Origin of the sequence: Tistlia sp., from assembly GCF_040905785.1 — a bacterium.
Classification (GTDB): domain Bacteria; phylum Pseudomonadota; class Alphaproteobacteria; order Kiloniellales; family DSM-21159; genus Tistlia.
In genome coordinates, this window is the sequence record NZ_JBBDQW010000045.1 from 32677 (window position 1) to 51897 (window position 19221).

Sequence of the window (19221 nt, forward strand, 5' to 3'; positions counted from 1 at the left end):
GCGCGCCATGGACCCGATCTCGCTGGCCTTCGGGCTGATCCTCGACCCCTACGTGCTGACGGTCATGCTGGCGGCCGGCGGCTTCGGCCTGTTCATGGGCGCGATCCCCGGCCTCTCGGCGACCATGGCCACCGCGCTGCTGGTGCCGATCACCTTCTTCATGGAGCCGGTGCCGGCGCTGGCGGCGATCGTCACCGCGACGGCCATGGCGATCTTCGCCGGCGACATTCCCGGGGCACTGCTGCGCATTCCAGGCACCCCGGCCTCGGCCGCCTACACCAACGAAGCCTTCGCGATGACCCGCAAGGGCCGGGCCGAGCTGGCGCTCGGCATCAGCCTGTCCGGCGCGATCGTCGGCGGCCTGTTCGGCAGCGCCGTGCTGGCCACGGCGGCGCCGGTGCTGGCCGACATCGCCCTCAGGTTCAGCTCTTTCGAGTACTTCTGGCTGGCCTGCATGGGCCTGACCTGCGCCGCCTTCGTCTCCTCGGGCTCGGCGGTCAAGGGGCTGGTCTCACTCCTGATCGGGCTGTTCATCGCGACCATCGGCGTCGACCCCATGTCGGGCCATCCGCGCTTCACCTTCGGCAACGTCGAGATGATGGGCGGCATCAACTTCATCCCGGCGATGATCGGCATGTTCGCGCTCGCCGAGGTGATCCGCAGCGTCACCGCCACAACCCCGCACTACAAGGCGCCCCAGGAGCATATCGGCAACATCTTCAAGGGCCTGGGCCCGGTGCTGCGGCGCTACAAGCTGAACCTGCTGCGCGGCAGCGTGATCGGCACCCTGGTCGGCGCCCTGCCCGGCGCCGGCTCCGACATCGCCGCCTGGATCTCCTACGCGGTCGGCAAGAAATTCTCGAAGGAGCCGGAGAAGTTCGGCACCGGCCACCCCGAGGGCATCGTCGATGCCGCCTCCTCGAACAACGCCGGGCTCGGCGGCTCCTGGGTGCCGGCCCTGGTGTTCGGCATCCCCGGCGACTCGATCACCGCCATCGTCATCGGCGTGCTCTATATGAAGGGCATGAACCCGGGGCCGACGGTCTTCCTCTACCAGCCCGAGCTGATCTACGCGGTCTTCCTGTCCTTCTTCCTCGCCAACCTGATGCTGCTGCCGCTCGGCCTGGCGGCGATCAAGTCCTCCAAGCAGCTGCTGCTGGTGCCGCGCGAGGTGCTGATGCCGATCATCCTGCTGTTCTGCATCGTCGGCACCTTCGCCATCAACAACACGGTCTTCGACGTCGGCGTCATGCTGGTGCTCGGGCTGGTCGCCTACCTGATGGAGGAGAACGGCTTTCCGATCGCCCCGGCGATCCTGGGCCTGGTGCTCGGCCCGCTGCTCGAGGACAGCTTCATCACCTCGATGATCAAGGCCGACGGCAACCTGTTCGCCTTCTTCGAGCGGCCGATCGCCGCCGGCCTCGGCGTCGTCACCCTGCTGATCTGGGTGGCACCGCTGTTCTTCCGGCTGCGCCGGGGCAAGGTTGAGCCGGCCAAGGCATCCGGCGCCGACGAATGACGACCAACCAAGGGAGAGCTTCATGAGCGACAAGCAACGCATCGGATTCGTCGGCGTCGGCCTGATGGGCCACGGCATGGCCAAGCACCTGCACGGCGCCGGCCACCCGCTGACCATCCTCGGCCACCGCAACCGCAAGCCGGTCGACGACCTGGTCGGGCGCGGCGCCAAGGAGGCCAAGACGCCGGCCGAGGTCGCGCGCGCCAGCGACATCGTCTTCCTGTGCCTGCCGACCTCCGACCATGTCGAGGCGATCGTCGCCGGCCCGGACGGCCTGCTCGAGGGCGCCGCCGAGGGCATGATCGTCGTCGACACCAGCACCGCCGACCCGAGCTCGACCCTGCGCCTGGGCGAGATCGCCGCCGCCCGGGGCGTGCACCTCGTCGACGCGCCACTGACGCGCACGCCCAAGGAAGCCGAGGAAGGCAAGCTCAACACCATGGTCGGCTGCGACGAGACGCTGTTCGCGACGCTGAAGCCGGTGATGGCCTGCTACGCCGAGAACGTGTTCCACGTCGGACCGCTCGGTGCCGGGCACAAGCTCAAGCTGATCAACAACTTCATGGCCATGGGCCTGGCCAGCCTGGTGGCCGAGGCGGTGACCGCCGCGCGGACGGTCGGCGTCGACCTCGTCCGCCTCAACGAGCTGGTCTCGGCCGGGCCGGTCAACAGCGGCATCTTCCAGAAGATGATGGCCCAGGCCATCGACGGCGATCCCTCCGGCCTGCAGTTCGCCATCCGCAACGCCCGCAAGGACCTGCGCTACTTCAACAACATGGCGAGCGAGGCCGGGCTGTTCGGCGCGATGGCCCCGGCCGCCCTGCAGACCCTGACCCTGGCCGTGGCCTTGGGCCACGGCGAGGAGCTGGTGCCGCAGCTGGTCGACGTGCTGAGCGAGGTCAACGGCGCCAAGACCTGAGTCGGCGGGCAAGGTTCCCTCCCCGCATCCGGGGGTGCTACGCTCGCTGCGGCGCCCGCTCCTCGTGCGGGCTCCGGTCGTTCGCCGGTCCTGGAGGTAGCCTTGGCCCTTCCCCGCTGGACAGAAGACGGCGCTGCGATCAGCCGTCGGCGACTGCTCGTCCAGGCCGCCGCCGGGGGCGCGGCGCTGTGCGGCGGCCTGCCCTCGGCCCGGGCCGCGAGCGACCGGGACCTGCGCTTCCGCTGCCTGTGGCAGGGCTCGGAGATCGGCGAGCACCGGGTCGCCTTCCGCGCCGAGGCCGACCGCCTGGTCGTCGAGACCTACATCGAGATTACCGCCAAGGTCCTGTTCTTCACGGTCTTCAGCCTGCGGCACGAGGCGCGCGAGGTCTGGCAGGGCGGGCGGCTGCAGGCGGTCGTGGCCAGGACGCAGAGCGAGGGCAGGAGCCTCGAGGTCGCCGGCGAGGCCGTCGGCGACGGCTTCCGCGTCGTCGGCAAGGACGGCCCCTTCCTCGCCGCCGGGCACCTGCTGACCTCGGACGCACTCTGGGACAGCCGGATCGTCGAGGCGGCAAGACTGATCGACGTCCAGCATGGCGGCGAGATCGGTCTCGTCACGAAACGGCTCGGCAAGGCCTCCGTCGAGACGCCCCGCGGCCGGATCCGCGCCACCCGGCACCGGATCATCACGCCCTACTACGCCGGCAGCCTGTTCTACGACGAGGAGCAGCGCTGGGTTAAGGCCCTGGTCGAGTTCAAAGGGGAGACCCTGGAATATGCGCTCGCGACCTAGAGGAACCCGGTCTGGGCGGAGTTGGGCGCGCTCGCTGACAGTGGCCTGCACGCTGGCGGCCCTGGCGGTCGGCGCGGTTGGCTGCGCCCAGGTGACACGGCGTCCGGACGTGGTGATCGGCACCGCCAGCCCCACCGAGATCGACTACCCGCTCGGCGGCTCCATCTGCCGCCTGTTCAACCTCGCCAGGGACCGCCACGGCCTGCGCTGCGCCGAGCGACCCTCGGAGGGCGCCGTCGCCAACCTGGAAGCGCTGCGCGACGGCCGCATAGAGGTCGGCATCGCTACCTCGGACCTGCTCGCCGACGCCGTCGCCGGCCGCGGTCCCTTCGCCCTCGCCGGGCCTGCGGGGGAGCTTCGTGTCCTCTTCGCCGGCCATGCCGACGTCTTCACGCTGGTCGTCCACCAGGAATCGACGATCCGCTCGCTCGACGACCTGCGCGGCAAGCGCATCAGCATCGGCAATCCGGGATCGCGCCAGCGCGCCGACATGGAGAACGTCCTGGCCGCGCTCGGCCTGACGCGCGCCGACTTCGCGGAGGTGCGCGAGTTGGCGCCCGCGGAGCAGAACCGGGCCTTCTGCGCCGAGGAGGTCGACGCCATCGTCTACTCGGTCGCCCAGCCCAACGGGCTGATCGCGGACGCGACGCAGACCTGTCGCGGCCGGCTGGTGCCGGTCAGCGGCCCGGCCATCGACCGGATGCTGTCCGAGAAGGAGGACTACGAGCGCGCCGTGATCGCCGGCGGCACCTATTCGCCGAACCCGGCCGACGTCGAGAGCTTCGGCGTGCGCGCGGTGGTCGTCACAACCACCCGCATGAGCGAGGCCGTGGCCTACGAGATCGCCAGGGCGGTGTTCGACGACTTCGACGACTTCCGCCGGCTGCACCCGGCCTTCGAGGCCCTGTCCGTCGCCAACGCCGTGCATCGCACCGGCGCCGCGCCGGTCCACCCCGGGGCCGCCCTCTACTATCGCCAGCAGGGCTGGGCGCCGTGACGGCGCCAGCTCCGCCGCCCTACCCCTTCACCCGCTCCATCCTCGGGTCGTAGAGCGGCTGCAGGTTGAGCTCGCAGGGCACGCGTTCGCCGGCGACCTCCAGCTCGTAGCGCCCGCCCTCGAGAAAGGCGCGGTCGATCGGCGCCTGCGCGCGGACGTAGCCGTAGCCGATGTTGCGGGCGACGGTATAACCCCACCCCGCGCTCGCCAGGTAGCCGACCCGCTCGCCGTCGCGGTAGAGCGTCTCGCGACCGAGCAGCACGACGGCGGGATCCTCGACGGTGAAGCAGGCGAGGCGCTTCTTCAGCCCCGCCTCGCGCTGCGCCAGCAGCGCCTCGCGGCCGAGAAAGGGCGTGTTGGCGGTCAGCTTGACGGCGAAGCCGAGGCCGGCCTCGAGCGGCGTGTCGTCGCTGGTGATGTCGCTGCCCCAGGCGCGGTAGCCCTTTTCCAGGCGCAGCGATTCGATGGCGCGGTAGCCGCAGTTGGCGAGGCCGAAGGCGCCGCCCGCCTCGCTGAGCCGGTCGAAGACCGCCGCGGCGCACTCGCTCGGCAGGTGCAGCTCCCAGCCCAGCTCGCCCTCGTAGGTGACGCGCAGGGCGCGCACCGGGGCGCCGCCGATCGCGATGTCGCGGCAGCTGGCGAAGGGAAAGGCTTCGTTGGAGAGATCGTCCCGGGTCACCTGCGAGAGCAGGTCGCGGGCGCGCGGCCCCATCACCGTCAGCACCGCATAGGCCGAGGTCACGTCGACCAGCTGCGCCTCGGCGCCCTCCGGGATGTTGCGCGCGATCCAGTCGAAGTCGCGGGTCGCCGCGGCGGTGCCGGTGACGATGTAGAAGCGGTCTTCGGCCAGGCGCGCGACGGTCAGGTCGCACTCGATGCCGCCGCGGCGGTTGCAGAGCTGGCTGTAGGTCAGGCGGCCGACCGCGCCCGCCACCTCGCCGGCGCAGATCCAGGACAGCGCGGCCGCGGCGCTCGGACCGACCATCAGGAACTTGGCGAAGGACGACTGGTCGAACAGGCCGACCCGCTCGCGTACCGCCCGGTGCTCCTCGCCGACCGCCTCGAACCAGTTCTGGCGGCCGTAGCTGTAGCGGTCGACCGGCTCCTCTCCGGGCCGCGCGAACCAGTTCGGGCGTTCCCAGCCGAGCTTCTCGCCGAAGCAGGCGCCGGCCGCCTTGAGCCGGCCGTAGAGCGGCGAGACCCGCGCCGGGCGGCCCGACTCCTGCTCCTCGTGGGGCCAGGCCATGGTGTAGTGCTTGCCCGTCGCCTCGACGGTGCGCGCCCGCACCCACTCGGCGCTGCGGTGCGGCTGGCCGAAGCGGCGGATGTCGACGGCGGCCAGGTCCATCGGCGCCTCGCCCCGCGCGACCCACTCGGCCAGCGCCCAGCCGGCGCCGCCGGCCGCGGCGATGCCGAAGGCGTTGAAGCCGGCGCCGACGAAGAAGCCGCGCAGGCCCGGCGCCTCGCCGAGGATGAAGTTGCCGTCGGGGGTGAAGGATTCGGGGCCGTTGACGAACTGGCGCACGCCGGCCTCGGCGAGCTTCGGCACGCGGTGCAGCGCGCTTTCCATCAGCGGCTCGAACTGCTCGTAGTTCCAGTCGAGCAGCGAGAAGACGAAGCCCTCCGGGATGCCCTGCTCGGCCCAGGGCAGCGGCCGCCGCTCGTAGCCGCCCATGACCAGGCCGCCGACGTCCTCCTTGAAGTAGATCAGGCCGTCGGGGTCGCGCAGGGTCGGCAGGTCGGGCGCCACGCCCTCGATCCTCTCGGTGACCAGGTACTGGTGCTGCATCGAGCTGAGCGGCACCGAAACCCCGGCGAGGCGGCCGATCTCCGGCGCCCACTGGCCGGCGCAGTTCACCAGGCTCTCGCAGGCGATCTCGCCGGCGTCGGTGACCAGGCCCGCGACCCGGCCGCGGACCACGCGCACGCCGGTCACCGTCACGCCCTCGACGATCCGCACGCCGCCCTGGCGCGCGCCCCTGGCCAGGGCCTGCGTCAGGTCCGAGGGGTTGGCCTGGCCGTCGGTCGGCAGGTAGGCGGCGCCGACCAGGTCCGAGACCTCCATGACCGGCCACAGCTCCCGGGCCTCCTTGGGGCCCAGCAGGTGCATCTCCAGGCCGAAGGAGTGCGCGGTCGTCGCCTGGCGGCGGATCTCGGTCATGCGCTCGGCGTTGCAGGCGAGGCGCAGGCCGCCGTTCTGCTTGAAGCCGGTCGCCTGCCCGGTCTCGGCCTCGAGCCGGCCGTAGAGCTCGACCGAGTACTTGAGCAGCCGAGTGATGTTCGCGCTGCTGCGCAGCTGCCCGACCAGCCCGGCGGCATGGAAGGAGGTGCCGCTGGTCAGCCTGTGGCGCTCGAGCAGCAGCACGTCGCGCACCCCGGCCCGGGCCAGGTGGTAGGCGGTGCTGCAGCCGACGATGCCGCCGCCGACGACGACGACCTGGGCGCTGTCCGGTACCGCCTTGCTCGGCGCCGCGCTGCTCGATACCTGGGCCATCGGCACCTCCCGGATGCGTCTAGTTCTGTTCGAAGGGCTCGAAGGCGGCCCAGGCGCGCTCGAAGCGGGCGAGGTTCTCTTCGGTGTAGGATGCGAAATCGAAGTCGATGGCCGAGCGCACCTCGGAGACCATGCTCCACAGGCTCTCGCGCAGCAGCGAGGCCGCCTTCATCGCCGCCAGCGCGCGCAGGTCGGCCTCCGAGGGCGGCCGCTCGAGGTAGAGCGCGAGCAGCCGCTCCTCCTCCTCGGGTCCGAGCTGGCCGTTCGAGGCGAGCCCGCCGAGGTCGAAGAAGGGCGAGTTGAAGCCGGCGTAGTCCCAGTCGATCAGCCACAGCCGGTCGCCCGAGTCGATGAAGTTGGCCGGCAGCAGGTCGTTGTGGCCGAAGACCACCTCGATTGGCCCGACCGCCCGCTCCAGCCGCGCGCCGCGCGCCAGCAGGCCGGGCAGCTGCCCGACGCGGGCGCTGCCGGCCTCGCGCAGCTCGGCGGCGTAGTGGCGCAGGATGTGGAAGACCCAGAACATCAGCACCGGGCCGCGCAGGTGCTGCGCCAGCTCGCGGTGGCAGCGCCGGACCAGCGGCACCGCGCGCGCCAGCATCGCCGGGTCGCGCAGGTCGGCCTCGCCCAGGGTCCGGCCCTCGACGAAGCGCGTCACCAGCACGCCGGGCTGGGCGTGAACCACGGCCGGCGAGATGCCGGCCGCCTCGGCGGCGCGCGCCGCCGCCAGCTCGTTGAAGCGCATCACGCCGTGCACCGGGATGTCGGCGCCGACCCGCACGAAGAAGCGCCGGCCAGCGTCCTCGACCAGGAAGTTCGTGTTGGTTATGCCGCCCTCGACCGGGCGCGGCTCGACCCGGCCCGACCAGATGTCGAGCGCGGCGACGCGCGCGGCGGGATCGTCGTAGGCGCCGGTCATGGCTGCTCCCTCACTCCAGCCCCAGCTCCTGGCGGCGCCGCGCCGACCAGGCGCCGATCAGGCGGTCTGCGACGATCGCCAGGAAGGCGACGCAGAGGCCGGCGACCAGGCCGTGGCCGATGTCGGCGCGGGTCAGGGCGATGTAGACCTCCTGGCCGAGGTCGCGGGTGCCGACCAGGGCGGTGATCACCAGCATCGAGAGCGCCATCATGATGGTCTGGTTCACGCCCAGCATGATCTCGGGCAGGGCCAGCGGGAACTGCACCTTCCAGAGGATCTGGCGCGGCCGGCAGCCGGACATCCGCGCGGCCTCGACGATCTCGGGCGACACGCCGCGGATGCCGTGGTCGGTGTAGCGCACCGCCGGCGCCAGGGCGTAGAGGGTGATCGCGATCATCGCCGAGAAGTCGCCGACCTGGAACAGCATGACGACCGGGATCAGGTAGACGAAGCTGGGCAGGGTCTGCAGCGTGTCGGCGGTGTTCTGGGCGATCCGGTGGACGCGCTCGCTGCGCGCCGCCAGCACGCCGATCGGCAGCCCGATCAGCATCGCCAGCACGACCGAGATGCCGCAGAGATAGGCCGAGATCATGGCCTTCTCCCAGTTCCCCGTCGCCGCGATGAAGACCGTCAGCGCCGCCACCAGCAGGCCCAGGCGCGGCCCGCCGAGGCGCCAGCCGGCGACGCCGACCAGCAGGGCGACGCCCGGCCAGGGCGCCTCGACCAGGAAGCGCTTGAAGGGGATCAGCAGGTGGATAAGCAGCGCCGACTTGACGGCGTCCAGGTAGACGAACAGGTGGACGTTGATCCACTCGACCAGGTCGTCGAACAGCGGCCCGGTATCCACGACCAGGGAAGCCGGGTAGCCGCGCAGGGGCGGCTGCAGGAAGGCCAGCAGGTAGCTGCCGGCCAGGATGCCGAGAACCCCGAGCAGGGTGCCGTGGCGCGCCATGAAGCCGCGCGCCTGCTGCAGGTGCGCCGGCATGGCCTTGCGGCTGGCGATCGCCTGGCTCAGGCGGTCGAGCGAGATCGCCAGGACCGTGATCGCGACGCCGGCCTCCAGCCCGTCGCCGATCGCCAGGCGCCGCAGCGAGGTCAGCACGTCGTGGCCGAGCCCGCCGGCGCCGATCATCGAGGCGATGATGACCATGTTGAGCGACAGCATGATGACCTGGTTGACGCCGACCATCAGGCTGTAGCGCGACGAGGGCAGCAGCACCTTCCACAGCATCTGGCGCCGGCTGCAGCCGGTCATGCGGCCGAACTCGACGATCTCGTGGGGCACGCCGCGCAGCGCCAGGAGGGTGATCCGCACCATCGGCGGCATGGCGTAGACGATGGTCGCGATCATCGCCGAGACCGGGCCGAAGCCGAACAGGAACAGCACCGGCACCAGGTAGGCGAAGACCGGCACGGTCTGCATCAGGTCGAGCAGCGGCGTCAGCGCGCGCTCGACGACACGGTGGCGGTAGCTCAGCACGCCGAGCAGGCAGCCGCCGACGACGCCGATCGGCACCGCGACCAGGATCGCCGAGAGCGTGACCATGGCGCTGTCCCACTGCCCGAAGACGACCAGGTAGCCGAAGCAGAGGCCGACCAGCACCGCCAGGCGCCGGCCGCCGAAGCGCCAGCCGAGGAAGGTCAGGGCCCCGAGCACGCCGAGCCAGGACAGCGGCGGCACCGCGACGACGGCGCCGCCCCCGAGCGGCAGCTCGAAGCCGCGCGACAGCAGGACCAGGCAGGCCTGCAGCGGCAGGTCGAGCAGCCAGGCGAGCGCCCGGGTCAGCTCCTTGAAGGTGAAGAGCCCGAAGCTCGCCTCCTTGACCAGCCAGCGCATGGCGTCGCTGATCCAGTGGCGCAGCGGCAGGATCCAGGCGTCGGGATAGTCGACGAGCCAGGGCAGGCGCGGCGCCGCCAGCCACAGCACGAGCAGCACCGCGAGGGCCGTGGCCCAGGGCAGGAGGCCGGGACGCAGCACCCTGGCGGTCCCCGGCGCCGTGGCGGCGGCGGCGGTCATGGCGCGGCCTTCGCGCCCCGGTCGGGCGGCGCCAGGACCTCCAGCACCGCGTCGCGCTCGAGCAGGCCGACCCGGCGGCCGTCGGCCTCGACCACCGCGAAGGGCCGCTCGGCCCTGACCACGCGGTGCGCGACCTCGGCGATGCGCGCCGCCGCCGGCAGCTCGCCCGCGACCTCGTTCGGGATCGGCCCCGGCACCATCACCGAGCGCACCGAGAGCACCTTGGCGCGCGCCACGTCCTGGGTGAACTCGGCGACGTACTCGGTTGCCGGCCGCGTCACCAGCTGCTCCGGCGTGCCGATCTGAACGATCGCGCCGTCCTTCATGATGGCGATGCGGTCGGCGAGGCGGATCGCCTCGTCGAAGTCGTGGGTGATGAAGACGATGGTCTTGGCCAGGACCCGCTGCAGGCGGATGAACTCGTCCTGCATCTCGCGCCGGATCAGGGGGTCGAGCGCCGAGAAGGGCTCGTCGAGGAACCAGACGTCGGGCTCGGCGGCGAGCGAGCGGGCGATGCCGACGCGCTGCTGCTGGCCGCCGCTGAGCTCGCGCGGGAAATAGCCTTCGCGGCCCTTCAGGCCGACCAGCTCGATGACCTCCAGGGCCCGCGCCTCCCGGCGCGCCCGCTCGACGCCCTGGACTTCGAGTGGAAAGGCGACGTTGCGCAGCACGTCAAGGTGCGGCAGCAGCGCGAAGTGCTGGAACACCATGCCCATCTTGTGGCGGCGGATCTCCGTCAGCTCCGCTTCGCTCGCCGCCAGCAGGTCGCGACCCTCGAACAGCAGCTCGCCGGCGGTCGGCTCGATCAGCCGCGACAGGCACCGCAGGATGGTCGACTTGCCCGAGCCCGACAGGCCCATGATGACGAAGACCTCGCCGTCGTGGACCTCCAGAGTGGCGTCGCGCACGGCGCCGATCAGGCCCGCGGCGGCGAGCTCCGCGGTCCCCGGAGGGCCGTCGCGACTCTCGAGGTCGTGCCTGTCGAGGAAGCGCCGGGTGCCCTCGCCGAAGACCTTCCAGAGCCCGCGGCAGCTCAGCTTGACGTTCGTCGCGGACGCATCGCTTGCGGGCACCGCCGGGCCGGTCCCGGGGGCCCGGCCGGATGCGTCTGCCAGGGGCTGCGGCATGGCGCTCGAGAGTCCAGCGGTTGCGGGCGGGGGCGAGAAACCGGCGGGCGCGCCGGCCCTCAGCGAAGCGCTGCGGAGGCCCGGCGCGCCGCGCGGGGCGGCTACTGCTTCGGGAACCAGGACTTCCAGGCGTCCTGGTTCTCGTCCATCCACTGCTGGACCACGACGTCGGCCGGCACGCCCTCGAGGTCGACCTTGCCGATCATCTCGCCCATCGCCTCGTTGGTCATCTCGAAGTTGCGGATCGCGGCGTAGGCGGCGGGCCACTTCTGCTCGCCGCCGGCCCAGCCGACGGCCTTGATCCAGCCGCGCGGCTTGCCGCAGTCGAAGGCCTTGTCCGGGTTCTCGCCCCAGCTCGGGTCGTCGTAGCACTCGGGCGTGTAGCGCGGGAACTCCACCCACTCGCCCTCGAACTTGATCGGCGCCCAGTGCGGCGTGTAGACCCAGGCCAGCACCGGCTGCTTGCGCTGCACGGCCGACTGGATCTCGGCGAAGAGCGCGGCGTCGGTGCCGGCATGCACGACCTCGTAGTCGAGGCCGAGCGCCTCGACCCGCTCCTCGTCGTGGCCGCCCCAGGTCACCGGCCCGCCGAGGTAGCGGCCCTTGGGCTGGGTCTCGGGCGAGGCGAAGAGCTCGGCGCAGTCGTTGAGCGCCTTCCAGTCGGGCAGGCCCGGGCACTGCTCCTTGACGTAGGCCGGGTACCACCACTCCTCGATGGCATCCATGCCGGTCTCGCCGAGATCGACGGTGTCGCCGGTCGCCAGCGAGGCGTCCATGGCATCCTTGCCGGTCGTCTCCCAGATCTCCATGGCGACGTCGAGGTCGCCCGATTCCAGGCCGGCGAACTGCGCCAGGTAATCGGCCTGCACGTACTCGACGTTGTAGCCCATCTCCTCGAGCACGCTGCCCATGATGTGCGTCGTCAGGTACTGGCCGGTCCAGTCGTGGATGGTCATCTTGATGGGGTCGTCGGACTCCGGATAGTCGGCCGCCGCGGCAGGCCCCGCCCAGGTGCCTGCCCAGGCACCCGCCGCCAGCACGCCGGCGAGCAGACAGGCCCTCCCGGTCGGTCCTGCGCGCCCTCGCTCGAATCGCTGGACTGTCGTCCCTCGTGCATTTGCCATCGATCTACGCCTTCCCTGTCGGTTGCGGTTCGGGCAGAGCCTCGCCAGGAGCGGCCGCCCCCGGATCGGACTCCGCGCGACGCCGGCCTTGTTATGGTTTTCCGGCGCCTTGTCGGCCCTGCGATACGCCCTGAAGATGCGCTCGGCATCGCTCCCCTGTGGCGTCATGTTAGGGGAGCGGCCTTGTGGACTGTCAACTGAAAACCACAGTATCCCACAGTTTAGACTGGACAGTTCCGGGCGGGGCACTAACCTTGCGGCCGGCATTTCCGGGAGGCCAAGGGGTGCAGCGCGCGGTCCGTCAGAACGCAATCCTGGAGGCGCTCGGCCGCACCGGCTCGGCGTCGGTCGCCGAGCTCATGCGTGCGCTTTCCGTCTCCGACGAGACGATCCGGCGCGACATCAAGGCGATGGCCGACAAGGGCCTGGTCGAGCGCGTGCATGGCGGCGTCCTGCTGCCCGACCTGCGCCACGAGCCGGCCTTCCAGAAGCGCATGGGACAGCACGCCCAGGCCAAGCGCGCGATCGCCCGCAAGGTCGCGAGCCTGATCGAGAACGGCGATTCCCTGATGCTCGACACCGGCAGCACGACCGCCTACGTGGCGCGCGCCCTGGCCGACCACCGCGACCTCTTCGTCGTCACCAACAGCGTCGAGATCGCCCGCTTCCTGGCCAACGGCCGCAAGGGCAACCGCGTCTACCTGGCCGGCGGCGAGCTGCGCGGCGACGACGGCGCCACCTTCGGCCCCAACGCCCTGGAGTTCGTGCGCCGCTTCCGCGCGCGCTACGCGGTGATCTCGGTCGGCGCCCTCCACATGGAGGAGGGCGTGATGGACTTCCATCTCCAGGAGGCCGAGTTCTGCCAGACCGTGATCGCCAGCGCGGCGCGGGTGATCGCGGTCGCCGACGTCTCCAAGTTCCGCAACCAGGCGCCGGTCAAGGTCTGCGACATCGAGGCGCTCGACACCCTGGTCACCGACCAGGCACCGCCGGAGCCCTTCGCCGAGCGCCTGCGCGAGCGCGAGGTCGAGCTGCTGATCGCCGGGTGAGCCCAGCGACTCAGCCCGGCGGCAAGTCAGCCCTCCTCCACGGCCCGCAGCGAGCGGGCGAAGACGGGATCGGCCATCAGCGCCCGGCAGCGCTCGAAGCGGCCGGTCGAGTAGGCCCAGAAGTCCTCGGCCGCGTTGCCGTTGGCGTGCTGGATCAGGCCCCAGAGCGTCCAGAGCAGGTCGCACATGGCCTTGTAGACCACGACCCGGCCCTGCACGGCGGGCGCGACCGGACCGCCGCACCAGGCCTCCAGCAGCTCCGCCTCCTCCTCGGCGTCGAAGCCGGCCTCGACCGAGAGGTCGCCCAGGTCCCACAGGGGATCGTTCATGCCCGAATACTCCCAGTCGACGATCCACATGCGCTCGCCGGTATCCAGGAAGTTCTCGCACAGGGGGTCACAGTGGCAGGGCGCGAGCTCGCCCGGGCGGGCCTCGAGCAGCCTGCGCACCGTCCCGGCCTCGCCAACCGCTTGGTGGTAGCCCTCGGGTAGCTCGGCGCCGAGCGGCTCCAGCACCTTCAGGTAGCCGTCGATCATGGCGAAGAGCTCGAAGCGGAACTCGAAGCGCCGGCCGCTGTCGTGCAGCTGCCGGAAGGCCCGGCCGGCGCGCGCCGGGGCGCCGGCGGTCGAGCGGAACAGCTCGGGCGTCATGGTCGTCGACTCGACGTGGGGCATCAGCATCAGCCCGTCCGCGGGGTCGAAGAAGAGGACCTCCGGCGACACGCCGGCCGCCGCCGCCGCCTGCGAATTGTGGGCCTCGACCTTGCGGTCGATGTAGGCCTCGGTGCCGGCGCCGGCGACGCGCAGCACATAGTCCGCCCCCGCGCCGCGCAGGCGGTAGACGAGGTTCGTCATGCCGCCGAGGCGCTCGGCCTCCAGCGCAGCCGGCGGCAGGTCGCGGAGCGCGGGGATGCGCCGGATGTACGGCTCGAGATCGGGCACGAAGGGGGCTCCTTTCCTTGGCTGCGGCGACCCGCGCCGCGCGAGCGCCACCGGCCGGACGCCGCCGGGCGGCTCGCGACCCGGTCGCGCTTTGTGGGTTTGTGTGGTAATTGATCGAGCAGCAACCTTCAAGAACACAGGTTCCCAACGCGTCCCGGCGCCGACCGCGCCGGCGCGCAATCGACGCAACAGAGCTGGAGAATGCCGATGACCGCCGCCGACCAGGTCGACCCCCTCAACGACGTCTACAGCGCGGGTTCGCCCGACGACCTGACCAAGACCTACGACGGCTGGGCCGAGGACTACGACAGCGACATGCTGAAGGCCGGCTACCGCCACCCGATGATCTGCATCGGCCTGCTGGCGCGCCACGTCCCGGTCGCCGCCGGCGGCATCGTCGACGCCGGGGTCGGCACCGGCCTCATCGGCGAGTGGCTGAAGATTCTCGGCTACCGGCAGGTCGAGGGCTTCGACCTGTCGGAGGGCATGCTCGCGGTGGCGGCGCGCAAGCAGGCCTACGACGACCTGCGCCAGGCCGCGCTGGGCGAGCGGCTGCCCTACGCGGACGGCCAGTTCGCCGCCGCGGTCTGCGCCGGCGTCTTCACCATCGCCCACGCCAGCCCCGAGGGCCTGGACGAGCTGCTGCGCATCGTGAAGCCCGGCGGCCACGTCGTGCTGACGGTCAAGGACAAGCTCTACGAGGAGGCCTTCGAGGCGCACCTCGACAGGCTGGTCCAGGCCGGCCGCTGCCGCCTGGTCGAGATGACGCCGAGCTATCTCTCGATGCCCAACCAGGAGGGCCAGTCGACGAGCCGGGCGCTGGTCCTGGAAGTTCCGGGCGGCTGAGCGCCCCAGGCGCAGGGGCCTCGGCGGGGGCATCGGCAGGGAGCCTTCGCCCGGCCCGCCCCTGCTCCGCCGCCCCTACTCCGCCGCCGCCAGCTCGGCGTCGACCCGCGCGACCGTGCCGGCCAGCGGCTCCTCGGTCAGGGTGGCGACCGGGCAGGCGTCGCGGATCTGCTGGTGGAACAGGCGCAGCGAGCTCTCGATGCGCGACAGCGGCCCCGGATTGTAGCCGTGGGAGGCCAGGCCCTGCTGGACGCGCTCCGACAGCCAGCGGTCCTCCTCGCCGACCTTGCCGTTGATCCGGTAGTTGAGGTAGCGCAGCACGCGCATCTCGCGGCTCTCGTCGCGGTGGCCGTAAATGCCGTAGCGAACTTGGCAGCGGGTCGGGCCGAGCGGCAGGATCTGGAAGTAGTCGACGCAGTCCGGATAGAAGTCGAGGCCGATGTTCGGCGGCATGGTGAAGAACAGCCACTGGCTGCGCAGCGCCTCCGGCCGGTCGGCGAGCACGCTCGGCGCCAGCTTCTGGTAGAAGCGCTCGACCCAGTTCGAGGAGGGCCGCGCCTTCAGGGTCGAGACCGAGCCGGCGACGCCGTGGGCGTTCTCGAAGCCCTCCAGCTGGTTGTCGAGCATCCGGTGGTAGCCCGGGTGGCCGAGCGGGATGTGATAGTTCTCCAGGTTGTTGTCGACGCCGACCTTCCAGTTGGCGTCCCAGACCATGTCGTCGCCGAACTCGATGCGCTCCATCTCCTCCAGGCGGTAGGGCTCGAGGTGCCTGGCGAAGTCGCCCCAGGTCTCGGCGACGCTCTCCGGGCCCCGGTGGTCCTCGGCGCGTGCGACGCGCACGAAGACGAAGCCGAAGAAGATCTCCAGCTCGACCTCGCGCAGGCCGAGCGCGGACTTATCGAGGTTCGCGAAGGACTGCTCGCTGGGCACGCCGCGCAGCCGGCCGTCGAGCTCGTAGGCCCAGCCGTGGTAGGGGCAGACCAGCGCCTTCGGGCAGGACCCGGTGCCGTCGAGCAGCTTGGCCCCGCGGTGCCGGCAGACGTTGGCAAAGGCGCGCACCACGCGGTCCCGGCCCCGCAACACCAAGATCGAGTCGCGCATCAGCTCCAGCACGAAGTAGTCGCCGGGCTCGCGCACGTCGTTGACGTGGCAGGCGATCTGCCAGCTGCCCAGGATCACCCGCCGGTACTCGAGATCGAGCAGCTCGGCGTTGCGGTAGGTCCAGGCCGGCAGGCCGCGAATCTCTGCCTCCGCGGTGGGGCGGCGGTCACGCGTCGCGTCGTCGAGCGGCGCCATTCGGCTCTCTCCAAGGTCTGGGGTTCGGGGAGGCAACCGCCGCGCAGTCGCCATTCATTGAACGACTGTTTAGTCAAAAAATCGGTAAAAGTCAAGAGATCGCAATAACTAAGGCAACGTCGCCGACTCCAGACTCTGGAATTCCCTTGCGGAATCCACCGCTTAATCCGCCCCTGCCGGGCCGGCGCCTTCGCCAAGAAGCTATGCCGAAAAATCCCTTCGCAGCGGCGCCGGGGCTGGTCACAGTGGCGCCGCAACAGGTCAGGAGCGAGAGCCATGAAAGCCGTCGGATACCACCAGTCGAAGCCCATCGCCGAACCGGATTCGCTGCTGGACCTCGAGCTACCCGACCCGATGCCGGGGCCCCGCGACCTGCTCGTCCGGGTCGAGGCGGTCTCGGTCAACCCCGTCGACACCAAGATGCGCATGCGCACCCAGCCGGCCGAAGGCCAGGCCCAGGTCCTGGGCTGGGACGCGGCGGGCACGGTCGAGGCGGTCGGCGCCGAGGCGACCCTGTTCCGGCCCGGCGACGCGGTCTTCTATGCCGGCGCGATCGACCGGCCCGGCAGCAACAGCGCGCTGCACCTGGTCGACGAGCGCATCGTCGGCCGCAAGCCGGCGAGCCTGGACTTTGCCCAGGCGGCGGCCCTGCCGCTGACCGCGATCACCGCCTGGGAGCTGCTGTTCGAGCGCCTGGGCGTGCCCTACGGCGTCAAGAGCGGCGGCGGCTCGCTGCTGGTCATCGGCGGCGCCGGCGGCGTCGGCTCGATCCTGATCCAGCTCGCCAGCCGCCTGACCGGGCTCGAGGTGATCGCGACCGCCTCGCGCCCCGAGACCGTCGAGTGGGTGCGGGCGATGGGCGCGCACCGGGTGATCGACCACCGCCAACCGCTCGACGAGGCGCTGGCCGCCGCGGGGCTCGGGCCGGTCGACCTGGTCGCCAGCCTGACCGCGACCGAGACGCACCTGCCGGCGATCGCGAAGCTGATCGCGCCCCAGGGCGGCCTCGCCGTGATCGACGACCCCAAGGCGCTCGACATCCTGCCCTTCAAGCGCAAGAGCGTGCGGGTCTGCTGGGAGTTCATGTTCGTGCGCTCGCTGTTCGGCACCCCGGACATGATCGAGGTGCACCGCCTGCTGAACGAGGTCTCGGCCCTGGTCGACGCCGGCGTGCTGAAGACGACCCTTGCCGAGGTCGCCGGCCCGATCGACGCCGCAACCCTGCGGCGGGTCCACGCGCTGGTCGAGAGCGGCAAGGCGATCGGCAAGACGGTGCTGGCCGGCTTCTGAGCGGCCGGGAAGCCGCCGCGGCGCCAGGAACCCGGGCCGCTCGGGCATCGTTCGACCTGTCAGCCGGCCCGTCCCGCGCCCGCTCCTCGCGGGCGGGCGCTACAGGCGAGGACCGCACGATGAGCGACAGCGCGCGGCATGTAAGCCGCCCGGCCTCCTTCACCGGCCGCTTCGGCTGGGCCGGCTACCTGCTGGGCTTCGGGCTCGGCGGGTTCTTCGACGGGATCCTGCTGCACCAGGTGCTGCAATGGCATCATCTGCTGAGCTCCCTCGAGGGCTCCGCCTTCCGGGACATACGGGTGCAGATCCTCGCCGACGGCCTGTTCCACGTCCTGATGTACCTGATCGCCGGTGCCGGCCTGTGGCTGCTGTGGCGCACGCGCAGGGAATACGGCGAGCCCGGCGCCGACCGCCTGCTGTTCGCCAACGCCCTGATCGGCTTCGGCGCCTGGCACATCCTCGACAGCATCCTGTCGCACTGGATCCTGGGCATCCACCGCATCCGCGTCGAGGTCGACAACCCGCTGTTCTGGGACCTGCTGTGGTTCTTCCTTTTCGGCGTCGCCTTCGTCGCCGCTGGCTGGCTGCTCCGGCGCGGCGGTAGCGCCAGGTCGGGGGGCGGCCGGTCCGGGGGCCGCAGGGAGCGGGCGCCCGGCCGGCACGGCACGGCACCGGCGCTGCTCGCCCTCGCCGCGCTCGTCGCCGGGCCGGTGGCGGCGCTGCCGCCGCCGGACGTGACCAGCGTCGTCGTGCTGTTCAGGCCGGGAACCACCGCCGTGTCGGCATTGAACGCCATGGCAGCCGTCGACGGGCGCCTGCTCTGGAGCGACCCCTCGGGCCAGCTCTGGGCCTTCGACCTAGCCTCAGGCGGCGAGGCGAGCGCGCTCTACCGGCACGGCGCGCTGCTGGTCAGCAACTCGCTCTTGCCGGTCGGCTGCTTCAACTGGACCCGCGTCTAGCCATCAGCTGCGCCGCCGCGTCGAGGTAGCGCTGCTCGCTCTCGCGCAGCTCGGGCAGGCCGACCAGGTCCGTGAACTCCCGGAAGCTCAGCATGCGGTCCTGCAGGCCGGCGGTGCCGCCGTCGCGCTTCAGACCGGCGTAGAACTGCTTCAGCGCCCAGGCGACCGCGAAGACGCCGGCGACCGGCCAGACCGCCGCGGCGAAGCCCAGCGCCTCCAGCCGACCTGCCGTCATGGGTGGCGTCAGTCCCCCTTCGACCATGTTGGCGAGCTGCAGGCCACCGACCTCGGCGACGATCCGCCGCATCTCATCCTCGCTGCGTGGCGACTCGACGAAGATCAGGTCGGCGCCGGCCTCGCGGAACCGCTGCGCGCGCTCCAGCGCCGGCTCCAGGCCCTCGACCACCAGGGCGTCGGTGCGCGCCATGATCACCAGGTCGGCATCGACCCGCGCGTCGAGCGCGGCCTTGAGCTTGCCGAGCATCTCCTCGAGGCCGATCACCCCCTTGCCCGGCATGTGGCCGCAGCGCTTGGGGAAGACCTGATCCTCGATGAACAGGCCGGCGACGCCGGCGCGCTCGTAGAGGCGGACCGTGCGCGCGACGTTGGTGACGTTGCCGAAGCCGGTATCGGCGTCGGCGAAGACCGGCAGCGAGACGGCATCGCAGACCCGCGCGTAGTGGTCCGCCAGCTCGATCGCGGTCAGCTGCGCGGTGTCGGGCTCGCCGAGCAGCACGCCGGTCGCGGCGAAGCCTCCCATGGTCAGCGCCTGGAAGCCCTCGGCCTCGGCGATCTTCGCGGAGAGTGCGTCGTGCACGCCAGGCATGACCAGGATCTCCGGCGCGGCGAGCAGGTTCCGGAAGCGGGCGGTTGGGCGCATGCTGAGTCCTCGGCTGGGGCGGTTCACGGGAGAAGACGGCCGATCCTCCCCGCAG

Annotated in this window: 16 protein-coding genes; 8 read left to right on the forward strand and 8 right to left on the reverse strand. The window is 71.3% G+C overall.

Translation table 11 applies throughout. The annotated features are described in order from the left end of the window. Window positions 1-7: 7 nt before the first annotated feature. From WD341_RS10740 to WD341_RS10755, 4 genes are all read left to right on the forward strand, one after another. On the forward strand, window positions 8-1519 hold the full coding sequence (locus WD341_RS10740) for a tripartite tricarboxylate transporter permease (RefSeq protein ID WP_368425447.1): 1512 nt from the start codon (window positions 8-10) through the stop codon (window positions 1517-1519). Window positions 1520-1541: 22 nt separating this feature from the next. After that, window positions 1542-2438, forward strand: a complete 897-nt coding sequence (locus WD341_RS10745) for an NAD(P)-dependent oxidoreductase (RefSeq protein ID WP_368425448.1) — start codon at window positions 1542-1544, stop codon at window positions 2436-2438. 102 nt (window positions 2439-2540) lie between these two features. Beyond that, window positions 2541-3230 (forward strand): DUF6134 family protein, encoded by a 690-nt coding sequence (locus tag WD341_RS10750; protein ID WP_368425449.1) that lies wholly within the window; start codon window positions 2541-2543, stop codon window positions 3228-3230. 40 nt (window positions 3231-3270) lie between these two features. Further along, on the forward strand, window positions 3271-4227 hold the full coding sequence (locus WD341_RS10755) for a TAXI family TRAP transporter solute-binding subunit (RefSeq protein ID WP_368425450.1): 957 nt from the start codon (window positions 3271-3273) through the stop codon (window positions 4225-4227). A 19-nt stretch (window positions 4228-4246) separates the two neighbouring features. On the opposite strand, the gene WD341_RS10760 is transcribed toward WD341_RS10755, so the two are convergent. The 5 genes from WD341_RS10760 to WD341_RS10780 all read right to left on the reverse strand — a co-directional run bounded on the left by WD341_RS10760 (window position 4247) and on the right by WD341_RS10780 (window position 11737). After that, complete coding sequence (locus WD341_RS10760) at window positions 4247-6721, reverse strand: FAD-dependent oxidoreductase (RefSeq protein ID WP_368425451.1); 2475 nt, start codon at window positions 6719-6721, stop codon at window positions 4247-4249. A 19-nt stretch (window positions 6722-6740) separates the two neighbouring features. Then, window positions 6741-7637, reverse strand: a complete 897-nt coding sequence (locus WD341_RS10765; RefSeq protein WP_368425452.1) for a phosphotransferase — start codon at window positions 7635-7637, stop codon at window positions 6741-6743. 10 nt (window positions 7638-7647) lie between these two features. After that, window positions 7648-9654 (reverse strand): ABC transporter permease, encoded by a 2007-nt coding sequence (locus WD341_RS10770; protein ID WP_368425453.1) that lies wholly within the window; start codon window positions 9652-9654, stop codon window positions 7648-7650. Further along, entirely contained in the window at window positions 9651-10727 is a 1077-nt protein-coding gene (locus WD341_RS10775; RefSeq protein ID WP_368425454.1) for a glycine betaine/L-proline ABC transporter ATP-binding protein, read from the reverse strand. The genes WD341_RS10770 and WD341_RS10775 overlap by 4 nt, the downstream gene beginning before the upstream one ends. A 155-nt stretch (window positions 10728-10882) precedes the next feature. Beyond that, window positions 10883-11737, reverse strand: coding sequence for an ABC transporter substrate-binding protein (locus tag WD341_RS10780; RefSeq protein WP_368425455.1), 855 nt, complete (start codon window positions 11735-11737; stop codon window positions 10883-10885). A 452-nt stretch (window positions 11738-12189) separates the two neighbouring features. Here WD341_RS10780 and WD341_RS10785 point away from each other — a divergent pair, with 452 nt between their 5' ends. After that, on the forward strand, window positions 12190-12954 hold the full coding sequence (locus tag WD341_RS10785; RefSeq protein WP_368425456.1) for a DeoR/GlpR family DNA-binding transcription regulator: 765 nt from the start codon (window positions 12190-12192) through the stop codon (window positions 12952-12954). Between the two features lie 26 nt (window positions 12955-12980). Here WD341_RS10785 and WD341_RS10790 read toward each other — a convergent pair whose 3' ends face one another. Beyond that, on the reverse strand, window positions 12981-13895 hold the full coding sequence (locus tag WD341_RS10790) for a phosphotransferase (RefSeq protein ID WP_368425457.1): 915 nt from the start codon (window positions 13893-13895) through the stop codon (window positions 12981-12983). A gap of 207 nt (window positions 13896-14102) precedes the next feature. Here WD341_RS10790 and WD341_RS10795 point away from each other — a divergent pair, with 207 nt between their 5' ends. Further along, window positions 14103-14741 carry a class I SAM-dependent methyltransferase gene (locus WD341_RS10795; RefSeq protein WP_368425458.1) on the forward strand — a complete coding sequence of 213 codons (639 nt, stop codon included), beginning with the start codon at window positions 14103-14105 and terminating at the stop codon, window positions 14739-14741. Between the two features lie 75 nt (window positions 14742-14816). Here WD341_RS10795 and WD341_RS10800 read toward each other — a convergent pair whose 3' ends face one another. After that, window positions 14817-16037, reverse strand: a complete 1221-nt coding sequence (locus WD341_RS10800) for an aromatic ring-hydroxylating dioxygenase subunit alpha (RefSeq protein ID WP_368425459.1) — start codon at window positions 16035-16037, stop codon at window positions 14817-14819. Window positions 16038-16313: 276 nt separating this feature from the next. On the opposite strand from WD341_RS10800, the gene WD341_RS10805 reads away from it, so the two are divergent. Next, window positions 16314-17327, forward strand: a complete 1014-nt coding sequence (locus tag WD341_RS10805) for a zinc-binding alcohol dehydrogenase family protein (RefSeq protein ID WP_368425460.1) — start codon at window positions 16314-16316, stop codon at window positions 17325-17327. Window positions 17328-17446: 119 nt separating this feature from the next. Beyond that, entirely contained in the window at window positions 17447-18286 is an 840-nt protein-coding gene (locus WD341_RS10810) for a DUF2243 domain-containing protein (RefSeq protein WP_368425461.1), read from the forward strand. On the opposite strand, the gene WD341_RS10815 is transcribed toward WD341_RS10810, so the two are convergent. Then, entirely contained in the window at window positions 18267-19166 is a 900-nt protein-coding gene (locus WD341_RS10815; protein ID WP_368425462.1) for an oxaloacetate decarboxylase, read from the reverse strand. The genes WD341_RS10810 and WD341_RS10815 overlap by 20 nt on opposite strands. Window positions 19167-19221: the final 55 nt, after the last annotated feature.

Coding starts and splice junctions, on each gene's coding strand:
- WD341_RS10740 (WP_368425447.1), top strand. CDS start 8: ATGGACCCGATCTCGCTGGCCTTCGGGCTGATCCTCGACCCCTACGTG.
- WD341_RS10745 (WP_368425448.1), top strand. CDS start 1,542: ATGAGCGACAAGCAACGCATCGGATTCGTCGGCGTCGGCCTGATGGGC.
- WD341_RS10760 (WP_368425451.1), bottom strand. CDS start 6,721: ATGGCCCAGGTATCGAGCAGCGCGGCGCCGAGCAAGGCGGTACCGGAC.
- WD341_RS10765 (WP_368425452.1), bottom strand. CDS start 7,637: ATGACCGGCGCCTACGACGATCCCGCCGCGCGCGTCGCCGCGCTCGAC.
- WD341_RS10770 (WP_368425453.1), bottom strand. CDS start 9,654: ATGACCGCCGCCGCCGCCACGGCGCCGGGGACCGCCAGGGTGCTGCGT.
- WD341_RS10780 (WP_368425455.1), bottom strand. CDS start 11,737: ATGACCATCCACGACTGGACCGGCCAGTACCTGACGACGCACATCATG.
- WD341_RS10795 (WP_368425458.1), top strand. CDS start 14,103: ATGACCGCCGCCGACCAGGTCGACCCCCTCAACGACGTCTACAGCGCG.
- WD341_RS10800 (WP_368425459.1), bottom strand. CDS start 16,037: ATGGCGCCGCTCGACGACGCGACGCGTGACCGCCGCCCCACCGCGGAG.
- WD341_RS10805 (WP_368425460.1), top strand. CDS start 16,314: ATGAAAGCCGTCGGATACCACCAGTCGAAGCCCATCGCCGAACCGGAT.
- WD341_RS10810 (WP_368425461.1), top strand. CDS start 17,447: ATGAGCGACAGCGCGCGGCATGTAAGCCGCCCGGCCTCCTTCACCGGC.
- WD341_RS10815 (WP_368425462.1), bottom strand. CDS start 19,166: ATGCGCCCAACCGCCCGCTTCCGGAACCTGCTCGCCGCGCCGGAGATC.